The organism is Streptomyces roseolus, from assembly GCF_014649855.1.
Classification (GTDB): Bacteria; Actinomycetota; Actinomycetes; order Streptomycetales; family Streptomycetaceae; genus Streptomyces; species Streptomyces roseolus.
Map to the genome: position 1 here is coordinate 38,535 of NZ_BMTV01000030.1, position 19,563 is coordinate 58,097.

General features: G+C 74.7%; 19 protein-coding genes. 10 read left to right on the forward strand and 9 right to left on the reverse strand.

What is annotated here, in order from left to right; genetic code table 11:
- Window positions 1-106: 106 nt before the first annotated feature.
- On the reverse strand, window positions 107-736 hold the full coding sequence (locus IE245_RS29615) for a uridine kinase family protein (RefSeq protein ID WP_189953106.1): 630 nt from the start codon (window positions 734-736) through the stop codon (window positions 107-109).
- 182 nt (window positions 737-918) lie between these two features.
- Between IE245_RS29615 and IE245_RS29620 the strand changes: the two genes are divergently transcribed.
- Window positions 919-2,280, forward strand: coding sequence for a C39 family peptidase (locus IE245_RS29620; protein ID WP_189953108.1), 1,362 nt, complete (start codon window positions 919-921; stop codon window positions 2,278-2,280).
- A 75-nt stretch (window positions 2,281-2,355) separates the two neighbouring features.
- Window positions 2,356-2,514, forward strand: coding sequence for an SCO1431 family membrane protein (locus IE245_RS29625; RefSeq protein WP_189953110.1), 159 nt, complete (start codon window positions 2,356-2,358; stop codon window positions 2,512-2,514).
- A 12-nt stretch (window positions 2,515-2,526) separates the two neighbouring features.
- On the opposite strand, the gene IE245_RS29630 is transcribed toward IE245_RS29625, so the two are convergent.
- Window positions 2,527-2,730, reverse strand: coding sequence for a hypothetical protein (locus IE245_RS29630; RefSeq protein WP_189953113.1), 204 nt, complete (start codon window positions 2,728-2,730; stop codon window positions 2,527-2,529).
- A gap of 1,089 nt (window positions 2,731-3,819) precedes the next feature.
- Window positions 3,820-4,188 (reverse strand): hypothetical protein, encoded by a 369-nt coding sequence (locus IE245_RS29635; protein ID WP_189953115.1) that lies wholly within the window; start codon window positions 4,186-4,188, stop codon window positions 3,820-3,822.
- 225 nt (window positions 4,189-4,413) lie between these two features.
- Between IE245_RS29635 and IE245_RS29640 the strand changes: the two genes are divergently transcribed.
- From IE245_RS29640 to fxsA, 4 genes are all read left to right on the forward strand, one after another.
- Window positions 4,414-4,854 carry an Lrp/AsnC family transcriptional regulator gene (locus IE245_RS29640; RefSeq protein ID WP_030493658.1) on the forward strand — a complete coding sequence of 147 codons (441 nt, stop codon included), beginning with the start codon at window positions 4,414-4,416 and terminating at the stop codon, window positions 4,852-4,854.
- Between the two features lie 9 nt (window positions 4,855-4,863).
- On the forward strand, window positions 4,864-6,492 hold the full coding sequence (locus IE245_RS29645) for an amidohydrolase (RefSeq protein ID WP_189953117.1): 1,629 nt from the start codon (window positions 4,864-4,866) through the stop codon (window positions 6,490-6,492).
- Window positions 6,493-6,935: 443 nt separating this feature from the next.
- Window positions 6,936-7,712, forward strand: a complete 777-nt coding sequence (locus tag IE245_RS29650) for a polyprenol monophosphomannose synthase (protein WP_189953119.1) — start codon at window positions 6,936-6,938, stop codon at window positions 7,710-7,712.
- A 92-nt stretch (window positions 7,713-7,804) separates the two neighbouring features.
- Window positions 7,805-8,398 carry an FxsA family membrane protein gene (gene fxsA, locus IE245_RS29655; RefSeq protein WP_189953121.1) on the forward strand — a complete coding sequence of 198 codons (594 nt, stop codon included), beginning with the start codon at window positions 7,805-7,807 and terminating at the stop codon, window positions 8,396-8,398.
- 118 nt (window positions 8,399-8,516) lie between these two features.
- Here fxsA and IE245_RS29660 read toward each other — a convergent pair whose 3' ends face one another.
- The 4 genes from IE245_RS29660 to yczE all read right to left on the reverse strand — a co-directional run bounded on the left by IE245_RS29660 (window position 8,517) and on the right by yczE (window position 12,000).
- The gene (locus IE245_RS29660) at window positions 8,517-8,891 is read right to left on the reverse strand and encodes an RNA polymerase-binding protein RbpA (protein ID WP_015032218.1); all 375 of its coding nucleotides are present in this window, start codon (window positions 8,889-8,891) and stop codon (window positions 8,517-8,519) included.
- Window positions 8,892-9,146: 255 nt separating this feature from the next.
- Window positions 9,147-10,520, reverse strand: coding sequence for an MFS transporter (locus IE245_RS29665; protein WP_229851664.1), 1,374 nt, complete (start codon window positions 10,518-10,520; stop codon window positions 9,147-9,149).
- A gap of 50 nt (window positions 10,521-10,570) precedes the next feature.
- Window positions 10,571-11,335 (reverse strand): glycerophosphodiester phosphodiesterase family protein, encoded by a 765-nt coding sequence (locus IE245_RS29670; protein ID WP_189953125.1) that lies wholly within the window; start codon window positions 11,333-11,335, stop codon window positions 10,571-10,573.
- Window positions 11,332-12,000 carry a membrane protein YczE gene (gene yczE, locus IE245_RS29675; protein WP_189953128.1) on the reverse strand — a complete coding sequence of 223 codons (669 nt, stop codon included), beginning with the start codon at window positions 11,998-12,000 and terminating at the stop codon, window positions 11,332-11,334. Before yczE ends, IE245_RS29670 begins: the two co-directional genes overlap by 4 nt.
- Window positions 12,001-12,136: 136 nt before the next feature.
- On the opposite strand from yczE, the gene IE245_RS29680 reads away from it, so the two are divergent.
- Window positions 12,137-13,636, forward strand: a complete 1,500-nt coding sequence (locus tag IE245_RS29680; RefSeq protein WP_189953131.1) for an SCO1417 family PLP biosynthesis transcription factor — start codon at window positions 12,137-12,139, stop codon at window positions 13,634-13,636.
- 156 nt (window positions 13,637-13,792) lie between these two features.
- Here IE245_RS29680 and IE245_RS29685 read toward each other — a convergent pair whose 3' ends face one another.
- Both IE245_RS29685 and IE245_RS29690 read right to left on the reverse strand, forming a co-directional pair.
- Complete coding sequence (locus IE245_RS29685; protein WP_189953132.1) at window positions 13,793-15,394, reverse strand: hypothetical protein; 1,602 nt, start codon at window positions 15,392-15,394, stop codon at window positions 13,793-13,795.
- 37 nt (window positions 15,395-15,431) lie between these two features.
- The gene (locus tag IE245_RS29690) at window positions 15,432-15,626 is read right to left on the reverse strand and encodes a hypothetical protein (protein WP_030493667.1); all 195 of its coding nucleotides are present in this window, start codon (window positions 15,624-15,626) and stop codon (window positions 15,432-15,434) included.
- A 357-nt stretch (window positions 15,627-15,983) separates the two neighbouring features.
- Here IE245_RS29690 and IE245_RS29695 point away from each other — a divergent pair, with 357 nt between their 5' ends.
- The 3 genes from IE245_RS29695 (at window position 15,984) to IE245_RS29705 (ending at window position 19,493) form a co-directional block, all read left to right on the forward strand.
- A complete protein-coding gene (locus IE245_RS29695; protein ID WP_189953134.1) occupies window positions 15,984-16,376 on the forward strand; it encodes an ankyrin repeat domain-containing protein in 393 nt (130 codons plus the stop codon).
- Between the two features lie 273 nt (window positions 16,377-16,649).
- The gene (locus IE245_RS29700; protein WP_189953136.1) at window positions 16,650-18,146 is read left to right on the forward strand and encodes a HEAT repeat domain-containing protein; all 1,497 of its coding nucleotides are present in this window, start codon (window positions 16,650-16,652) and stop codon (window positions 18,144-18,146) included.
- Between the two features lie 225 nt (window positions 18,147-18,371).
- The gene (locus IE245_RS29705) at window positions 18,372-19,493 is read left to right on the forward strand and encodes a glycosyltransferase family 4 protein (RefSeq protein WP_189953138.1); all 1,122 of its coding nucleotides are present in this window, start codon (window positions 18,372-18,374) and stop codon (window positions 19,491-19,493) included.
- Window positions 19,494-19,563 lie beyond the last annotated feature (70 nt).

Here is a 19,563-nt window from a genome sequence, read left to right on the forward strand (position 1 = left end):
CGTGTCCGCGGCGGCTGTAGAAAAGCCGCACATTGAGAACGTAAGACCTTTAAGCCCCCGGGGTCAAGCGCCCTCCAGGCACTTGCGGAAGCGGAATTCCGGGGACTCAGTCCGCCGCCATCAGGCCGTCACGGTGGGTGATGATCTGGTCCGCGCCCGCCGTCACAGTGGGCCCGGGAAGCCATGCGTACCCCTCGCCCCGCTCCCGTACCAGGGTGTCGGCGAAGGGCCGCGACGGGTCTTCGGCGAAATGGCGAGTCTCCGCCACCACCCAGCCGTCCCAGAACTCCGCCTGCTCCGGCCCGTCCCGGTGCCGCCCCCGCTCCCAGGACGCCCCGGCCGGCCGCTCCATCCACAGCAGCCACGCCAGGTGCGGCCGCAGCTCCCGACGCCCGGAGCCCACGCCCTCCACCAGCACCACCGGCGCCGGGGGCAGCGCACGGGCGGCGCCGAAGCTCCGCAGATTCCAGTCGTACGGGTGGTAGCGAGCCGTCTCGCCGCGCTCCAGCGGCTCCAGGACCTGGGCGCGCAGCCGGTCCGTCCAGGCGAAGAGCTCCTCGTGGGTGGCGAGGTCGTCGAGCCGGAGCACGGGAGCGCCGTCGAGCGCGGCGGCGAGCCGGCGGGCGAGGGTGGACTTCCCGGAGCCGGCGTGGCCGTCGACCGCGACCAGCCGCACCGGGCCGAGCGAGGGCGGCAGCCGGCGCAGTGCGCGGGCCGCGCGGTCGAGGTCGTCCATGCCGCCCAGCGTAGGCCAGGGCCGCCCGCGCAGGTCAGCGCGGTGCCGCCGTCAGTGGTCTGCACCCATGTCGGTGGCGGCGACGCGGGCCGAAGTGCTGGCGAAGGCCCCGCCGAGCCGGGATAGTGGGCCCGCGCAGCCCCGTCCGATCGCCGTCCCGTCCTCGACTGGGGGTCCTCGCCATGCCCGGATCAGCCTCACGCCGGACCGTCCTCGCCGCGGCGCTCGCGGCCGCCGCGGGCACCGCGGGAGCCGTGTCGGCCACGGCGGCCGAACCCGTCGCCGCGGAAGCGGACTCCGCCGCCCCGGCCGCCGCGACCGTCGCCAACCGCTTCTGGTCGACCTTCACCGACTGGCGCTCCGGGACCGCCGAGGGCACCCGGGCCGTCGCCGGGTACCGCCCCGGCCTGGTCCTGGAGGCGCCCCTGGGCCGTACCGACTACACCGACCCGCACACCGGGACGACCTCCGCCTGGGAGTACGCCCGCTGGACCTCGCCGGAGCACGCCCCGGCGGTGCCCGCCACCGAGGTGATCGCCTCCTGGAACGCCCACACCCCGGCCGGCACCTGGCTCCAGGTCGAGCTCTCCGGCGCGTACTCCGACGGCACGCGGACCCCCTGGTTCGTGATGGGCCGCTGGGCCTCGGGGGACACCGACATCAAGCGCACCTCGGTCGACGACCAGACCGACGGCCGCAGCACCGTCTGGACCGACACCCTCGCCGTCGACGACCCGGCGAGCGGCCTCCGCCTCGCCTCGTACCGCCTCCGGCTCACCCTCCACCGCCGTCCGGGCACCGCGCTCACCCCCACCGTGTGGCGGCTCGGCGCGATGGCCTCGGACGTCCCGGACCGCTTCACCGTCCCGGCCTCCGTGCCCGGCCTCGCCCGCGAACTGGCCGTCCCGCGCTACTCCCAGAACACCCACGCCGGCCAGTACCCCGAGTACGACAACGGCGGCGAGGCCTGGTGCAGCCCGACCTCCTCGCAGATGATCGTCGAGTACTGGGGCCGGGCCCCCTCCGCCGCGGACCTGGCCTGGGTGAACCCGGACTACGCCGACCCCCAGGTCTGCCACGCGGCCCGCTTCACCTACGACCACCAGTACTCCGGCTGCGGCAACTGGCCCTTCAACGCCGCCTACGCCGCCGCCTACCCCGACCTGAACGCCGTCGTCACCCGGCTCCGCTCGCTCACCGACCTGGAGACCCTGATCCGCGCCGGCATCCCGGCGATCACCTCCCAGTCCTTCCGCGCGGAGGAACTGACCGGCGCCGGCTACGGCACCGCGGGCCACCTGATGACGGTCATCGGCTTCACCCCCGACGGCGACGTGATCGCCAACGATCCCGCCTCCCCGACCAACGACGCCGTCCGCCGGGTCTACCGCCGCCGCGAGTGGGAGAACATCTGGCTCCGCACGAAGCGGTACAACGCGAGCGGGAAAGTGGTGTCCGGCACAGGCGGGGTCTGCTACCTGTACTTCCCCGACCGGCCGACTCCCGCGCAGCGCAAGGCGCTTCGGGCCGTGGGCGTGCTCTGAGCCGTCCGGGGGCCGTCCGGGGGTGTGAGCGACGTCTCTGGTGGGGGGACGGGGGTCTGGCCCATGGTGGTGGGCATGAGCGCCACCACCACCACCTTCGCGGCCCGTCTGTTCACGCGTACGCGCACCGGCGGGCCCCAGGACGACCGGGGTCCCGAGCTCCTGGAGCACGTCCTGGGCTGGACCCTCGTCGTCCTGCTCGCCGTCCTCGTCACCCGAGCGGGTCTCATGTGACCCGGCGGGCGGTCAGCGGGCGCCGTCCGGTGCGACCAGGACGCCGCTGACGCGGACGGTCCGGTCGGCCCAGACGGGGCCCGCGGCGAGCCGTGCCCACTCGGGGTCCCGGCGCCCGGGCAGGGTGCGGCCCTGGCTGGCCCAGAGGGAGTACAGCGCCTGGTAGATCGGCGGGTCGGGATGGACCTGTACGGGGACCGGCGCGGGCGTCGGCACGGGCACCACCGGTACCGGGGCGACGGCCGTGGGGGCCGGCGCGGGCCGGGACGCCCCTTCCGGGGCCGAAACCGGAGCCGGGGTCGGGCCCGGAGCGGGGCTCGGGGCCGGGGGCGGCGGGGGAACCGGGGACCGCAGGGGTACCGGTGCCGGCGCGGTGCCGTCGGAGGCCGGGTCCGAGGGGCCGGAGGCCTCCGGAATCCAGGGAAGAACCGATTCTTCACCGCGCGGTTCGGTCTGCCGATGCCGACCGACTCCGCTGGGTGTGGAGTACAGCGTGGTCATGCCCGGACCAACGCGCCCCGGGCTCGCCGGGTCACCGCCCGACGGATTCGAGCGCCAGTTCGCGGCCTACTCATCGCTTATCCGGCCCTTATGCGCGCCGCCGTTCACCCCCCGCGTGCGCCCCTGCCCGCGGCCTGGTGCGCGCCTTTGCGCGTGTCCTCGCGCACGTCCTTCTTCGTACGGCCCGCGCCGGGGGACGCGTCCCGCCGGACGTCATGCCCTCCACGGACGAGGGAACCGGCCGCACGCCGCCACCGACGCCCGACGGGAAGCGCTGGAGACGGAGTCGGTGGCGATCCTGGCCCGGCTCCACGACCGGTTCCCGGCGAAGGAGGCCGAGTTCCTTGCTGCCCGTCGGCGACGGTGGCGCGCCGCGTCGGCACGCCGACGCCCGACGCGCCTCCTGCGCCTGGGTGGTGGAGGGCCTCGCGCCCTCACCGCTCATCGAGGCGGTCCTCGCGCGCCTGGAGGAGCGGTGGCCGGACGTCGAGGGGCCTGCGCGCCCCGCGCGGCCGACCTCGGCTGGGGCGTCTCCCCGCACAGCTTCCTCCAGGACCCGACCGAGGGCTCCGGCCGGCCGGGCCTCCCCGGCTTCCTGCGCCGCGAGGCGGCCGGACGGCGGTGCGCCGGACCGACCGGGCGCATCCTGCGCGCGGCGCTGCGGCACGCGATCGTCATACCGGGGATCGCGTACCGCCGGGCGTACTTCGGCGAGGTCGAGGTCCCCGTGGACCCCGGCCGGCTGATCCCGCACCACGCCGCCCTCGCGGCGATGGTGCGGGGACGCTACGGGACCGGCGGGCCTCAGGCCGCGCGGCGCAGCTGCGCCGCGCGGATCGGCCGGGAGCCGGGGCCGCCGATGTGCGAGAACGGCTGGGTCCGCCAGTCGAGCCCCTGGGGGAGCGTCAGCAGGAGCGCGGTGTCCTGCTCCTGGACACCCGCCTCGGCGTCGGCGGACTCCGCCTCGTCGGCGGCCCGGCCGGTGCCCGGGCAGACCGTCAAGGTGAAGGGGTTCCACGGCGACGGGCAGAGCGCGTGCTCGGGCAGCGCGTCCTCGTCGGCGAGCAGTGCGATCGGCTGATCGCACTCCGGGCACACCACCCGGTACATCTCAAAGGTGTCGTACGCGTCCAGCTCGTCGGACGGCTCGACGGATTCAACGGGCTCCTGCATGGAGAATCTCCCCCTCGGACCGGTCGGCCGATACTGTGCGGCCGGGACCACAGCAAGCCCTTCCCATGCGGAACTCCGCATAACCGTGAGCGGACCGCAGATGCCCCGGGCAAACCTGTGGCGTTCGTCACATGCCTGTCGCAGGTGCCCCGCGGGGGCTCATAGCGGTCCATAAGGATCCCTCCCGGCTGGGCCCGGGACCCTTCGGCGCAATAGGGTCGGCGCATGGAGGAGCTGGATCGTCAGATCGTCGAGTTGCTCGTCAAGGACGGGCGCATGAGCTACACCGACCTGGGCAAGGCCACCGGCCTGTCCACGTCGGCCGTGCATCAGCGCGTCCGCCGCCTGGAGCAGCGCGGAGTCATCCGCGGCTATGCCGCCGTCGTCGACCCCGAGGCGGTGGGCCTGCCGCTGACCGCCTTCATCTCGGTCAAACCCTTCGACCCCAGCGCCCCCGACGACACCCCCGACCGGCTCGCCGACATCCCCGAGATCGAGGCCTGCCACAGCGTCGCCGGTGACGAGAACTACATCCTCAAGGTCCGGGTCGCCACGCCCCTGGAGCTGGAGCACCTGCTCAGCCGGATCCGCTCCCAGGCGCACGTCTCCAGCCGCACCACCGTCGTCCTGTCCACCCCGTACGAAGCCAGGCCGCCCCGCATTTAGCCTGGTCGCATGAGCGAGAGCCTGAATTCCGGCGAACACCGCACCGTGCTGCTGCGCGGTGGAGAAGTCCACAGCCCCGCCGACCCCTTCGCCACCGCCATGGTGGTGGAGCGCGGTCACGTCGCCTGGGTGGGCGAGGAGGGCGCCGCCGACGCCTTCGCCTCCGGCGTGGACGAGGTGATCGACCTGGAGGGCGCGCTCGTCACCCCGGCCTTCGTGGACGCCCACGTCCACACCACGGCCACCGGCTTCGCCCTCACCGGCCTCGACCTCTCCTCCGCCGCCTCGCTCGCCGAGGCGGCGGAGCTGGTCCGCGCCCACGCCGCCGCCCGCCCCGGCGACCGCATCCTCATCGGCCACGGCTGGGACGCCTCCCGCTGGCCCGAACGGCGCCCGCTCACCCGCGAGGAGCTCGACGGCCTCACCGGAGGCCGCCCGCTGTACCTCACCCGGATCGACGTCCACTCGGCCGTCGTCACCACCGCGCTGCTCGACCTCGTCCCCGGCGTACGGGAGCTCGACGGCTTCCACGAGGGGCGCGCGCCCCTCACGGGCGACGCCCACCACGCCGTGCGCGCCGCCGCCTTCGCCGCCGTCTCGCCGGCCCAGCGCACCGAGGCCCAGCGCGCCGCCCGCGTCCGCGCCGCCTCCCTCGGCATCGGCACCCTCCACGAGTGCGGCGGGCCGCAGATCTCCTCCGAGGACGACTTCACCGGCCTCCTCGACCTCGCCCGCGGCGAGCCCGGCCCCCGGGTGGTCGGCTACTGGGCGGACCTGGACGTCGAGCGGGCCCGGGCGCTCGGCGCCCTCGGCGCGGCCGGCGACCTCTTCGCCGACGGCTCCCTCGGCTCGCACACCGCCTGCCTCCACGAGCCGTACGCGGACTCCGCCGGTCACACCGGTGCGGCCCACCTGGACGCCGCCGCGGTGGCCGCGCACGTCGTCGCCTGCACGGAGGCGGGGCTCCAGGCCGGCTTCCACGCCATCGGCGACGCCGCGGTGAGCGCCGTCGTGGACGGCGTCAGGGCCGCCGCCGAGAAGCTCGGCCCGGCCCGCGTCCGGGCCGCCCGGCACCGCGTCGAGCACGCCGAGATGCTCACCCCCGAGACGGTCGCAGCCTTCGCCGAGCTCGGCCTCACCGCCTCCGTCCAGCCCGCCTTCGACGCCCTGTGGGGCGGTGAGGACGGCATGTACGCCGAGCGGCTCGGGGCCGAGCGGGCCCGCACCCTCAACCCGTACGCGGCCCTGCTGCGGGCCGGCGTGCCGCTGGCCTTCGGCTCGGACAGCCCGGTCACCCCGCTGGACCCGTGGGGGACCGTCCGGGCCGCCGCCTTCCACCGCACCCCCGAGCACCGGATCTCGGTCCGGGCCGCCTTCACCGCCCATACGCGCGGCGGCTGGCGCGCGGTCGGCCGGGACGACGCCGGCATCCTGGTGCCGGGCGCGCCCGCCGACTACGCGATCTGGCGGACCGGGGACCTGGTCGTCCAGGCGCCGGACGACCGGGTGGCCCGCTGGTCCACCGACCCCAGGTCCGGAACGCCCGGTCTGCCCGACCTGTCTCCCGGGGTCGACCTCCCCGTCTGCCTGCGGACGGTCGTGCACGGACAGACGGTGTTCGTACGACCGAACGAGTGATGTCCGGTTGACGGCCACCCGGATGTGCGCACCACGGGTTCGTCCCGGACCTGCGGATCTCCCGGCCCGGCCTGCGGCTTCTCGGTAACCCCGCAGGTCAAGCGGGTGTTGACAGCCGACCGTCCTGGCCCGGTAGGTTCTCCCGCGTCCACCACAGGACGTCCGACCGGACCACGCCTCCTCGCACGCGCCGACCGCCGCCCGCGCCTCGGCCGCGAGGGAAGGTTTCGCCGGCGGAAGGTGCGACCCGGGTGGGGCCCGGACGTTCAGTAGACAACGGCCTTGTGCCGATCCGCAGCCGGCGGGTCCCGGGTCGGACCGAAGGACGTCGGGCCCCGCACCGCACCCCGCGCCGAGGTCGCACGTCTCACACCCCGCAGGACCGGACCACGTCGGAGACCTCGCTAAGGTGGGGGCCTGTGTCTGTATCCGAAGGGGCAGTAGTGAACGACGGTGGCGTGAGGCGTTACGGCCCGCTCGGCAAGGTCTTGGTGATCATTCCGACCTACAACGAGGCGGACAACATCAGGCCGATCGTCGCGCGGGTGCGGGAGGCCGTCCCTGAGGCGCACATCCTCGTCGCCGACGACAACAGCCCCGACGGCACGGGCAAGTTCGCCGACGAGCTCGCGGCCGACGACGACCACGTCCACGTCCTGCACCGCAAGGGCAAGGAGGGGCTGGGCGCCGCCTACCTCGCGGGCTTCCGCTGGGGCATCGAGAACGGCTACGAGGTCCTCGTCGAGATGGACGCCGACGGCTCCCACCAGCCCGAGGAGCTGCCCCGCCTGCTCACCGCGCTCAAGGGCGCCGACCTCGTCCTCGGCTCCCGCTGGGTGCCCGGCGGCCGGATCGTGAACTGGCCGAAGTCCCGCGAGTTCATCTCGCGCGGCGGCAGCCTGTACTCCCGCCTCATGCTCGACGTCCCGATCCGCGACGTCACCGGCGGCTACCGCGCCTTCCGCAAGGAGACCCTGGAGGGCCTCGGCCTGGAGGACGTCGCCTCGGCCGGCTACTGCTTCCAGGTCGACCTCGCCCGCCGCGCCGTCGCCGCCGGCTTCCACGTCGTCGAGGTCCCCATCACCTTCGTCGAGCGCGAGATCGGCGACTCGAAGATGAGCCGGAACATCGTCGTCGAGGCCCTGTGGCGGGTCACCGGCTGGGGCGTCACGGCCCGCGCCGAGAAGCTCTCCAAGGCCCTGGGCCGCAAGAACGCCTGACGGCACGGGCACCGCCCTTCGACCCGGCCCCACGGGCCGGGTCGATCCTTTCCTTACGACGTTTTAGCGGGACCCCAGGCACACTGGAGCCCATGACGACCGGCGCACCCTCGCAGACCCCTCGGCGCTCCCGGGCGCGCACCCTGCTCCCGCTGGGCCTGGCCGCCTGGCTGGTCCTGGAGATCTGGCTCCTCACCGTCGTGGCGGACGTCGCCGGCGGGCTGACCGTGCTGCTCCTGCTGATCGGCGGCGCCGTGCTCGGCACCGTGGTGATCAAGCGGGCCGGGCGCCGCGCCTTCGCCAACCTCACCTCGACCTTCCAGCAGGCCCAGGCCGCCGCGCAGAGCGGTACGGCTCCGACCGCGGCCGACCGCAAGGGCGCCGAGGACCGCAACGGCTTCCTGATGCTCGGCGGACTGCTCCTGATGATCCCCGGGCTCCTCTCCGACGCCGCCGGACTGCTGCTCCTCGTGCCCCCGGTGCGGGCGGCCCTCGGGCGCGCCGCGGAGCGGGCGGTCGAGCGCCGGATGGCCGCGGCACCTCCCGGCAGCCTCCAGGACGCCTTCCAGCAGGCCCGCATGCACCGTCCGGACGGGAAGGTGGTGCAGGGCGAGGTCATCCGTGACGACGCCCCCCGGGGGCCGTACGGCGCCGCCGACGACCGCCGCCCGCCGCTGATGCCCTGATCGATCCGGCCGCGTACCCGAGCGCCCGCTCCTCCGGGGGCGGGCGCGGCGACGCCGAGGGGCCCGGTACACGATCCGTGTACCGGGCCCCTCGGCGTTGCTCGTGCCGGGTCGTCCGTCAGGCGGACTTGCGGCTGTCGCGCGGATGCACCGCGATGTTCATGGCGCCGGAGCGCAGGACGGCCAGCCTCTCGGCGAGGACCTCCTCCAGCTCCTCACGGGTACGCCGCTCCATGAGCATGTCCCAGTGCGTACGCGCCGGCTTGCCCTTCTTCTCCTCGGGTCCGTCGCCGTCCACCAGGAGTGCCTGGATTCCGCAGACCTTGCATTCCCACTCCGGCGGAATTTCCGCCTCCACCGAGAAGGGCATCTCAAAACGATGGCCCTTCTCGCATGCGTACTCCACGGCCTGGCGAGGTGCCAGATCGATGCCGCGGTCGGTCTCGTAGCTGGTCACCACGAGGCGCGTGCCGCGAAGAGCTCGCTCACTCATGAATCGTGCCTCCCGGGCTTGTCGCCCACAGGACAGGTGTCGCTGTCGTCGTCATCCGGTCAACGTCCGGTCGGCGAGAAAGATTCCCGTTCCGGGTAATGCGTCGCCCGTCGTGCCGCCCCTTGTTGTACCCACCAGTGCCCGTTTTGTCACATCCGGCGGCAGATGTGACTCGTGGTCTTCACTAAAGCAGCACGCAGTAACGGTCCGCCTGGCAGGCCAAACGCGTACACTACCGGCCTTTCACTTCCGCGTCTAAATTCGTTCGGGTACGACATTCCCCGCCTCCCGTGCCGCCTCGCGCACCGGCACCCGCGCGAGGAGGACGAATCCGGCCACGAAGAAGATCACCAGGGAGATGATGGCAGCTCGATAGCTTCCGGTCAGCTGGTTCACGAGCCCGAACACCAGCGGGCCGAGCCAGCTCAGCCCCCGGTCGCTCAGCTCGTACGCCGAGAAGTACTCCGCCTCCTTGCCCTCCGGCACCGTGTGCGAGAACAACGAGCGCGAGAGCGCCTGCGTCCCGCCCATCACCAGGCCGATGGCCGCCGCCAGGCAGTAGAAGAAGACCGGCGCCCCGGCGGGCAGGAAGTACCCCGCCAGCAGGATGAGGGTCCACACGACCAGGGCGCCCAGGATCGTCCGCTTGGCCCCGTGCGTCCGGGCGAGCCGGCCCATCCCGAGCGCTCCGGCCACCGCGAGCACCTGCACCAGCAGGACCGCCGTGATGAGCGTCGTCTGCTCCAGCCCCAGCTCGTTCTTGCCGAAGACGGCCGCCTGCGAGATCACCGTCTGCACCCCGTCGTTGTAGACGAGGTAGGCGAGCAGGAAGGCGAGCGTCTTCGGGTGGTTGCGCATGTCCACGAGCGTGGCCCGCAGTTGGCGCCACCCGGCCCCCACCGCGCCCGTCCCGTCCGCCTCGGCCGTGCCGGCCGCCGGGAGCCCCCGGTCGCGCAGCCGCTTCAGCGGGATCAGCGCGAAGGCGCCCCACCAGAGCCCGGCGGAGGCCAGGCAGATCCGGACCGCCTCGCCCGCGGACAGGCCGAAGGACTCGTGCCCCGAGTACAGGACCAGGTTGAGGACCAGGACCAGCGCGCCCGAGGTGTAGCCGAAGGCCCAGCCGCGCGAGGAGACCGCGTCCCGCTCCTCCGGCTCGGAGATCTGGGGCAGGTAGGAGTTGTAGAGCATCATCGACACCGCGAGCGCGGCGTTCGCCACGACCAGCAGCAGGGCGCCGAGCAGATAGCGGTCGTCCTTCAGGAAGAACATGCAGGTCGTCGCCCCCGCCCCGAGGTAGGCGGCCGCCGCGAGCAGCGGCTTCTTCCGGCCCCTGCGGTCGGCCGCCGCGCTCACCAGCGGCATCGCGACGATCGCCACCACGAGCGACGCCGACACCGCGTAGGCGAACAGCGAGTCGACGTGCACCGGGACGCCGAGCGGGTACACGTGCGTCCCGCCGCCGGCCGCCGTCTTCGCCAGCTCGTTCAGGTACGGGCCCAGGAACACGGTCACGACGCTGGTCGAGTACACCGAGCAGGCGAAGTCGTAGAAGTACCAGCCGCGCTGTTCCCGTCTGCGCTCGGCCGGATCGGTGGTGGGCCCCTCGGGCCCGGTCGTCTCGGCGGTCACGGCCGCACGCCCCCCTCGTTCGTCCCCGTCCCCGGGAAGCCCGCCCGCCCTCAGACCCATGCCCCGCGGGCGATGAGGACCTCGCGCAGCGTCTCCAGATGATCGGTCATGATGCCATCGACCCCCAGGTCGAGGAGAGACTCCATGCGCTCCGGATCGTTGACGGTCCACACGTGCACCTGGAGGCCGCGCGCGTGCGCCGCCCGGACGAAGCGGCGGTCCACCACGCGGACCCCGCCCTGCGTCTCCGGGACCTGCGCCGCCACCGCGCCGGCCCGCAGCGGGGCCGGCAGGCCGAGCGAGCGCAGCCGCAGGGCCGCGACGCCGGTCACGCCGTACGAGGTGGCCAGGCGCGGGCCCGCGAGGCGCTGGGCGCGGGCGATCCGGGCCTCGGTGAAGGAGCTGACCAGGACCCGGTCCCAGGCGTCGGTGCGGGAGATCAGGTCGACCAGCGGGGCCAGCGCCGACTCGGTCTTCAGGTCCACGTTCCAGCGGGCCTCGGGAAACTCCTGGAGCAGGTCCTCGAAGAGCGGCAGCGGCTCCTTGCCGGCCACCCGGGCCTCCCGCACCGCCGCCCACGGCAGGTCCCGGATCCGGCCCGCGGTGTCCGTCACCCGGTCCAGGGTCGCGTCGTGGAAGGCGACCAGCACGCCGTCGGCGGTGGTGTGGACATCGGTCTCGAAGTAGCGGTAGCCCGCGGCGGCGGCCCGGCGGAAGGCGGCCGCGGTGTTCTCCAGGCCGTCCGCCGTGCCGCCCCGGTGGGCGAAGGGCAGCGGGGACGGATGGTCGAGGTAGGGGTGTCGTACGTGCGTCACCGCCGCAGTATGGCGCCTTCCGGTGACTCCGGGGCGACGGCCGTCCCGACGGGCCGTGACTCCGGGACCGCGAAGAAGCGGAGGAAGAACTGGGCGAGCGGGCCGATCGACAGCGCGTAGAGGAGCGTGCCGACGCCGACCGAGCCGCCGAGCAGGAAGCCGGAGGTCACCACCGCCACCTCGATCAGGGTCCTGGTCAGCCGGATCGACCATCCGGTCACCCGGTGCAGGCCCGTCATCAGGCCGTCGCGCGGGCCGGGCCCGAAGCGGGCCGCGATGTACAGGCCGGTCGCCAGTCCGTTCAGCACGATGCCCAGGGCCATGAGGGCGCCGCGGACCACGAGCCCGTGGCCGTCCGGAAGCAGTGCCAGGGTGCCGTCCATCGCCAGGCCGATCACGAAGACGTTCGACACCGTGCCCAGGCCCGGCCGTTGCCGGATCGGGATCCACAGCAGCAGCACGATCGCGCCGACGACGATCGACACCAGCCCGATCGTCAGCCCGGTCAGCCCGGCCAGGCCCTGGTGGAGCACGTTCCACGGCTCCATGCCGAGCCCCGCCCTGACCAGCAGGGCCGAGCTGACCCCGTACAGCGTGAGGCCGGCGTACAGCTGGACCAGCCGGCGGGTCAGATGCCGGCCGCGGGAGCCGGAGGCGATGGACATGGAGGTGCCCCCCTGGGGTGGTGGTGTCGGCAGAGGATCGCGGCCCGCTGTGGTGGGAGTGGACCGACCCATGACACTCTGTGGCGGGAGAACGGATGCCAACCATGGCCAATTTGATGAAGGTGGACTGATTTCCATGGCTCAGTGGACTTCGGCCGTCGGGGCCGCCCAGCTCGCCCGGCAGCTCCAGGCGCAGCAGCCCCGCCCCGCGGGACCCGGCGCCCGGAAGCCGCCCGCCTACCGCGCCCTCGCCGACGGCATCCGCCTGCTCGTCCTGGAGGGCCGGGTGCCGGTCGCCGCCCGGCTGCCCGCCGAGCGGGAACTCGCGCTCGCCCTCACCGTCAGCCGCACCACCGTCGCCGCCGCCTACGAGGCGCTGCGCACCGAGGGCTTCCTGGAGTCCCGGCGCGGCGCCGGCAGCTGGACCGCCGTCCCGGCCGGCAACCCGCTGCCCGCGCGCGGCCTCGAACCGCTGCCGCCGGAGGCCCTCGGCTCCCTCATCGACCTCGGCTGCGCCGCGCTGCCCGCCCCCGAGCCCTGGCTGACCCGCAGCGTCCAGGGCGCCCTGGAGGAGCTGCCGCCGTACGCGCACACCCACGGGGACTACCCCGCCGGGCTCCCCGCGCTGCGCGCCACGATCGCCGAGCGCTACACCGCCCGCGGCATCCCGACGATGCCCGAGCAGATCATGGTCACCACCGGCGCGATGGGCGCCATCGACGCCATCTGCCACCTCTTCGCCGGGCGCGGCGAGCGGATCGCCGTCGAATCCCCGTCGTACGCGAACATCCTCCAGCTCATGCGGGAGGCGGGCGCCCGGCTGGTCCCCGTCGCCATGTCCGAGGGGCTCGGCAGCTGGGACCTGGGGCGCTGGCGCCAGGTGCTGCGCGAGGCCGCGCCCCGCCTCGCGTACGTGGTCGCCGACTTCCACAACCCCACCGGCGCCCTCGCCGACGAGGACCAGCGCCGGGGGCTCGTGGAGGCCGCCCGGGCGGCCGGCACCGTCCTGGTCGTCGACGAGACCATGACCGAGCTGCGCCTCGACGAGGACGTGGCGATGCCCCGGCCGGTCTGCGCCTTCGACCCGGCCGGCTCCACCGTCCTCACCGTTGGCTCGGCGAGCAAGGCCTTCTGGGCCGGGATGCGGATCGGCTGGGTCCGGGCCGCGCCCGACGTCATCCGCTCCCTCGTCGCCGCCCGCGCCTACGCCGACCTGGGCACCCCGGTCCTGGAGCAGCTCGGCGTCAACTGGCTGATGCGCACCGGCGGCTGGGAGGAGGCCGTCGGCCTGCGCAGGGCGCAGGCGCGTGAGAACCGGGACGCGCTCGTCGCGGCGGTCCGCAGGGAGCTGCCGGAGTGGGAGTTCGAGGTGCCGAAGGGCGGCCTGACGCTCTGGGTGCGCACCGGCGGGCTCTCCGGCTCCCGGGTGGCGGAGGCGGGCGAGCGGGTCGGCGTCCGCGTGCCCTCCGGCCCCCGCTTCGGCGTCGACGGCGCCTTCGAGGGGTTCATCCGGCTGCCGTTCACCGTCGGCGGTCCGGTCGCCGAGGAGGCCGCCGTCCGGCTGGCCGCCGCGGCCCGGCTGGTCGAGTCGGGGCTCGGCGGGGGAGCGGAGCCGCTCAGGACCTTCGTGGCCTGACGGGAGGCTTCCGTCCCCACGCACGCGTGGGGACGGCCCTTCCCTCCACGCGCGCGTGGAGGAACCGTTCCCACGCACGCGCGCGTGGGGACGGCGAAGGCCGGTGCGGACCCCGGGGTCCGCACCGGCCTTCGCCGTCCCCTGCTTCCGGTGGGGTCAGCCATCCGCCGGGACCGGGGCGTGGCGGGGGAGGGAGCCGGGGGTCGGCTCGGCCGCCGCCTCCGGGACCTTCTCCAGGGCCACCGTGACCGCCGCCCGCCGCTCCGGCAGCAGGTCGAGGACGGCCTGGCGGTCGGTGTCGCCGACGGCGTCGTCGTACGGGTCGGGCGTGGCCGGCACCTGGAGGCGGAGGACCGGACCGGTGCCGAGGCGGGCGTAGCCGCGGCCGGGCGGGACCTGCGGGGTCGGCGTGGTGTGCGGGGCGGCGCCGAGCACCCCGGCGATCTGCTCGGGGGAGGCGGGGCCGAGGACCACGCGGGCGCGGGCGTGCGCGCGTACCCCCTCGTGGAGCGCGTCGGCGGTGTCGAACTGCTCCGCCACCACCACCGTCACCTGGGCCGCCCGGCCGTGCCGCAGCGGAACCCGGAGCAGCTCCTGGGGGTCGGGCCGGCCCTCGGCGGCGGCCAGGTGGCCGAGGACGCCGGGGCGGTCGAGGAGGATCCACAGCGGGCGGCGGGTGTCGGCCGGGGCGGGGTGCCCCGCCTGCCGGGCGCGGTTCGCGGTGATCAGCCGCCGCTCGGTCTCGTGGGAGGCCCATTCCAGGCTCTCCAGGGCGCCGGACAGCTCGCTCTCGACGCCGAGGACGCCGTCGCGGCCGACCAGGCAGGCGTACTCGCCGGCGCCGGCTCCGTCCACGATCAGCACGTCGCCGTGGGCGAGGGCCTGGAGCGCCAGGGAGCGCAGCAGGGAGGTGGTGCCGCTGCCGGGCTGGCCGACGGCGAGCAGGTGCGGCTCGGTGGAGCGGGGGCCGGTGCGCCAGACGACGGCCGGCGCGTCCTCGGAGCCGTCCGCCGAGACGACCGGCACGGTCCGCTGCACGGCGTCGGCGTCGGTGAAGCCGAGGACGGTCTCGCCGGGGGCGGTGACGAACCGCTGGGCGGCGATGGTGGTCGGGAGGGCGGGCAGCACGTGCATGTCGAGCCGGTTGCCCTCCTCGTCCCAGTCGAAGAGGTACTCGCGGCCGCGGCCCGACTTGGCGTGCAGGAGCTGCTCGATGCGGGCGCGCGAGGCGGCCTCGCCGTCGGTGAAGTACGGGGGGTAGGAGATCCGCAGCCGTGTCAGGCGGCCGCTGTCGTCGAAGGCGTGGTCGCCGAAGGCCCGGGACCAGTCGCCGCCGTGGGCGAAGAGCGGGTCGGGGTCCTCCGGGACGGAGAAGTACGGCACCAGGGCCTCGTAGAGCCCCTTCAGCCGGGCCGTCTCCGCCTCGTCGGGGCCGGTCTTCACGACCGGTTTCTCACGCCCCTTCCACGCGGCGGCGCCCATGAGCGCGACGAGCGCGAGCAGCGGCCCGTACGGCATGAGGGCGACGGCCAGGGCGCAGGCCGCGACCAGGAACAGCGTGGGACCGCGCCGTTCCTTGGGGGTCGCGGCCCACTTGGCGCGCGCGGTCGCGGCCAGTTTCCGCAGACCGCGGGAGACCGTGATCAGCGGGTGGAGCACGTCGGTGGCGCTGTCGGCGGCCGACCGCGCGATCTCTCGGCCGCGCGCGAGCTGCGCGCCGCCGTTGCTCAGAATGCGGGGGAGTGGTCGCCGGGACACGTCGTACTCCTGGAGGGGTGGAAGGGGGTGAGTGGCGTCAGAACTTGATTCCGCCCAGCAGGCCGGCCAGGCTCTGGCCGCCCGCGGTGATGCTCGGTGCGATGGCGGTGCCCGCCAGGTAGAAGCCGAAGAGCGCGCAGACGAGGGCGTGCGAGGCCTTGAGGCCGTCCTTCTTGAAGAACAGGAAGCAGATGATGCCGAGCAGGACCACGCCTGAGATGGACAGGATCATTGGGTGTTCTCCTGGTTGAGGGGACAGTCACGATGAGTCCTTCCAGGTTCACGGCAAGTATCTATGTGACTAAAGGTGCATTCGGGTGAAGGGCGGGCGTTTTCACTTGACCGGCGGACGGTGATCGCCGTCCCGGGTGGCGAAACCGCGGAAGTGGGGTAAGGGAGCCCCGAGGGGCGGGGGCCACGGGGGTGGACGCCGTGATCCTTGCCTCGGCCGGACGCGGTCATGTCACCGCGCGGGCAGTACCCTGTCGGTTCACTCGTACGGCCGCGCGTGCCGTGCGCAGGTCAAGGGCAGGCGATACCGGGCGACAGGCGCGCGGTACGCGGTCGAGCACGGAAGGCGGTTGTGAGGATGAGCGAGACCCCGGACCCCGAGGTCGTCGAGCTGGCGTCGAAGGTCTTCGACCTGGCGCGCACCGGCGACGCGGCGGCCCTCGCCGCCTACCTCGACGCGGGCGTCCCCGCGAACCTCACCAACGACCGGGGCGACACCCTCGTCATGCTCGCCGCCTACCACGGCCACGCCGACGCCGTCACCGCCCTCCTGGAGCGCGGCGCCGACGCCGACCGTGCCAACGACCGCGGCCAGACCCCGCTCGCCGGAGCCGTCTTCAAGGGCGCCGACGCCGTCATCCGCGCCCTCCTCGCCGGCGGCGCGAATCCGGAGTCCGGGACTCCGTCCGCCGTGGACACCGCCCGCATGTTCGGCAAGACCGAACTCCTGGAGCTCTTCACCACCAGGTGAACGCGGCCTGAACCCCAGGTGGGAACGGGTCCGTAAATGTGGTCGCGACCGTGCGGACGGTCGGTCATCATGACGACAAGCCCGGCCGTCCGACCGGGCCACGGACGAGAGGCAGAGGAAGATGAGCAGCGCGCACAAGCGACGTACGACGGACGGCCCGATCTGTTGTCCCACGGCCTACTAGGCCGGGCTCCGCGCGGACGGGCCCTGTGCCCGGCCTCCGCCGCCCCGGTCCACCCGTCGTGACGACAGCTTGATGTGAGGCGTCTTCCCATGTTCGAACCAGCCATAGCGCCGAGCGGCACCCTGCTCGGCCTGCTGCAGAGGGGCCGCGGCGACGGCACCCTGCACGCCCTCGCCGCCCCCCGCGCCGAGGCCCTCGCGGCCCTCGACCACTGCGTGCTCGCCGACCCGCGCCACGACTGGCGGGTCGAGAACCGCTCCCTCTACTACGCCCGGCTCTACCTCGACCTCCACGGAGGCCTGGAGGCCATCGAGGCGCACCTCTTCGCGCCCGAGGACCGCCTCGACCCCGAGGAGCAGCGCACCGGCCTCGCCCTCGCCGTCCTCGGCCACCTGGCCTCCTACGGACGCCACGACGCCCTGCTGCTCCTCCGGCGCTACGCGGCCACCGGCGCCAACTGGGCCTGGGCCCTCGACGAGCTCGCCCTGCGCGACGACGACGCCGGACTGCGTGCGCTCGCCGAGCCCGTCCTCGCCCGCTTCCCGCAGGACGAGGCCGGCGACACCGCGCTCGCCGGCACCGTCCGCGACGCCTTCGAGCCCCGCCCCTGGCGCCTGTGGGCCGAGGACCAGCGCGACGCCGTCGGCGCCCGCGTCCGCGCCGCCCAGGAACACGGCTCCTTCGACCGCTGGCAGCGGCAGCTGCGCCCCACCGGGCCCCGCCCCGGCTGGAGCGTCCGCGCCGTCCTCGACTGGGCCCAGGAGGGGTACGAGCGCGGCGCCGACCTCGCCGGACCCGCCGCCCGCTGCCTGGCCGCCGTGGCCGGTCCCGAGGACCGGCCCGAGCTGCTGGCCGCCGCCCGCGCCGGCGCCCCCGGCGCGCGCGCCGCCGCCCTGCACCATCTGGCCGCCATCCGGGACCCCGCCGTCCTCGACCTCGTCGAGGCCGCCGCCGACGCCGTGCACCCCCTCGACACGGCCGCCGGCACCGCACCCGGACAGACCGGTCCGTACGCCGACGTGCCCGGAGCCGTCGACCGCGAGGCGCTGGCCGTCGCCCGGGCCGCCGTCACCGCCTACCTCCGCATGTGCGGCGAGGACGCGGTCGCCCGCGCCCGTGCCTGGATCCACCGCACCGACCCGCTCGGCGCCGCCGCCGGCGAGACCCTCGCCGCGCGCGGCGAGGCGCGGGACGCCGGGCTCGTCCTCGGCGCCCTGCGCACCGCCATCCGCACCGGCGGGCCCGACGCGGCCGCCCTCGGCGTCCTCGTCGACGGCGTCGGCCGCCTCGGCATCGCCTGCGCGGCGCCCGTGCTGCGCCACGTCTACCGGGAGACGGCCTCCTCCCAGCTGCGCGGCCGCACGGCCCGCGCCCTCGCGGCCACCGACCCCTCCTTCGCCAGCGGCTTCGCCGTCGAGTGCCTCTGGGACTGCGAGGAGACCACCCGCGAGATCGCGGCCCAGCACGCGGAGACGGCCGACGCGCGCGTGGCCGAGCGATTGCGCCGCCTCGCCGCCGACCCGGCCGAAGAGGTCGAGGTCCAGACGGCGGTCCGCAACCGCATCGGCCCCGACCTCCAGGTCTGAGCCGACCCACCACCGCCCCCGCCCGGGGCGGCGCGGTCCCCCGGCGCGTCCCGCCGAGCGTGGCCCCGCCCCGGGACCGGGAGGCTCCCCCTCCGCCCCGGGCGGCTCCGGTTCCGGCTGTCGGAGCGGAGCCGCGCGGCCCGGGCGGGAAAAGCTCACGGGACGTTCCCCCGGTGTCCAGATCCACGTCGGCGGGGACACGTCGGGCGCGACGAGAACACCCGTATGCGTGTCGTCATCGTCACCGAATCCTTTCCCCCCGACGTCAACGGTGTGGCGCACTGCGCCCTGCAGACCGCGCGCCACCTCGTCCGCCGGGGCCACCAGCCCCTCGTGATCGCCCCGGCCGTCCCCGACCCCGCCGCCGACGCCGACGCGCCGTGCCCCGTGGTCCGCGTCCCCTCCCTGCCCCTGCCCGGCTACGCCCAGGTCCGCGTCGCCCTGCCCAGCCGCCGCGTCGCCGCCGCCCTCGCGGCCCACCGCGCCGATCTCGTCCACCTCGCCGGCCCCTTCGTCCTCGGCGTCCGCGCCATGGCCGCCGCCGCCCGCCTCCGGGTGCCCGCCGTCGCCGTCTACCAGACCGACCTGGCCGGATACGCCCGCACCTACGTCGGCACCGGGGAGGGCACCGCCTGGCGCCGGCTCCGCGCCGTCCACGGCGCCGCCGACCGCACCCTCGCCCCCTCCCGGGCCGCCCGCCGCGACCTGGAGGCCCACGGCATCGAGCGGATACGCATCTGGGGCAGGGGCGTCGACACCGACCGCTTCCGCCCCGACCGCCGAGACCCGGGACTGCGCCGGGACCTCGCCCCGAACGGCGAACTCCTCGTCGGCTACGTCGGCCGGCTCGCCCCCGAGAAGCGCGTGGACCTCCTCGCCGCCGCGGACGGGCTCCCCGGCGTCCGGCTCGTCGTCGTCGGCGACGGCCCCAGCGCCGCCGGCCTGCGCGAACGCCTCCCGCACGCCCACTTCCTCGGCCGCCGCACCGGCGACGACCTCGCCCGGATCTTCGCCTCGCTCGACGTCTTCGCCCACACCGGTCCGTACGAGACCTTCTGCCAGACCGTCCAGGAGGCCATGGCCAGCGGACTGCCGGTGATCGCCCCGGCCGCCGGCGGCCCCCTCGACCTCGTCGCCCACCGCCGCACCGGCCTCCTGGTGCCCCCCGGGGACCCCCTCGCCCTCCGCGAGGCCGTCACCGGCCTCGCCGCCGCGCCCGGCCTGCGCGAGGCCTACGGCCGGGCCGGGCGCGCCGAGGTCGAGGGCCGCACCTGGGAGGTCCTCGGCGACGAACTCATCGGCCACTACCTGGAGGTCCTGCGGGAGCGGACGGCGGTGGCGGCGTGAACGGGCGGACCCTTCCGGCGACCGGTCCCGCGCGGACGCGCGCGTACCCCGCCTCGTACGGCCGCGACGG

Bases quoted from the DNA above. Each gene is read 5' to 3' on its own strand.
- IE245_RS29615 (WP_189953106.1), bottom strand. From the start codon at position 736: ATGGACGACCTCGACCGCGCGGCCCGCGCACTGCGCCGGCTGCCGCCC.
- IE245_RS29645 (WP_189953117.1), top strand. From the start codon at position 4,864: ATGAGCGAGAGCCTGAATTCCGGCGAACACCGCACCGTGCTGCTGCGC.
- IE245_RS29660 (WP_015032218.1), bottom strand. From the start codon at position 8,891: ATGAGTGAGCGAGCTCTTCGCGGCACGCGCCTCGTGGTGACCAGCTAC.
- IE245_RS29700 (WP_189953136.1), top strand. From the start codon at position 16,650: ATGTTCGAACCAGCCATAGCGCCGAGCGGCACCCTGCTCGGCCTGCTG.
- IE245_RS29620 (WP_189953108.1), top strand. From the start codon at position 919: ATGCCCGGATCAGCCTCACGCCGGACCGTCCTCGCCGCGGCGCTCGCG.
- IE245_RS29635 (WP_189953115.1), bottom strand. From the start codon at position 4,188: ATGCAGGAGCCCGTTGAATCCGTCGAGCCGTCCGACGAGCTGGACGCG.
- IE245_RS29680 (WP_189953131.1), top strand. From the start codon at position 12,137: ATGGCTCAGTGGACTTCGGCCGTCGGGGCCGCCCAGCTCGCCCGGCAG.
- IE245_RS29705 (WP_189953138.1), top strand. From the start codon at position 18,372: ATGCGTGTCGTCATCGTCACCGAATCCTTTCCCCCCGACGTCAACGGT.
- IE245_RS29690 (WP_030493667.1), bottom strand. From the start codon at position 15,626: ATGATCCTGTCCATCTCAGGCGTGGTCCTGCTCGGCATCATCTGCTTC.
- IE245_RS29695 (WP_189953134.1), top strand. From the start codon at position 15,984: ATGAGCGAGACCCCGGACCCCGAGGTCGTCGAGCTGGCGTCGAAGGTC.
- IE245_RS29640 (WP_030493658.1), top strand. From the start codon at position 4,414: ATGGAGGAGCTGGATCGTCAGATCGTCGAGTTGCTCGTCAAGGACGGG.
- yczE (WP_189953128.1), bottom strand. From the start codon at position 12,000: ATGTCCATCGCCTCCGGCTCCCGCGGCCGGCATCTGACCCGCCGGCTG.
- IE245_RS29625 (WP_189953110.1), top strand. From the start codon at position 2,356: ATGAGCGCCACCACCACCACCTTCGCGGCCCGTCTGTTCACGCGTACG.
- fxsA (WP_189953121.1), top strand. From the start codon at position 7,805: ATGACGACCGGCGCACCCTCGCAGACCCCTCGGCGCTCCCGGGCGCGC.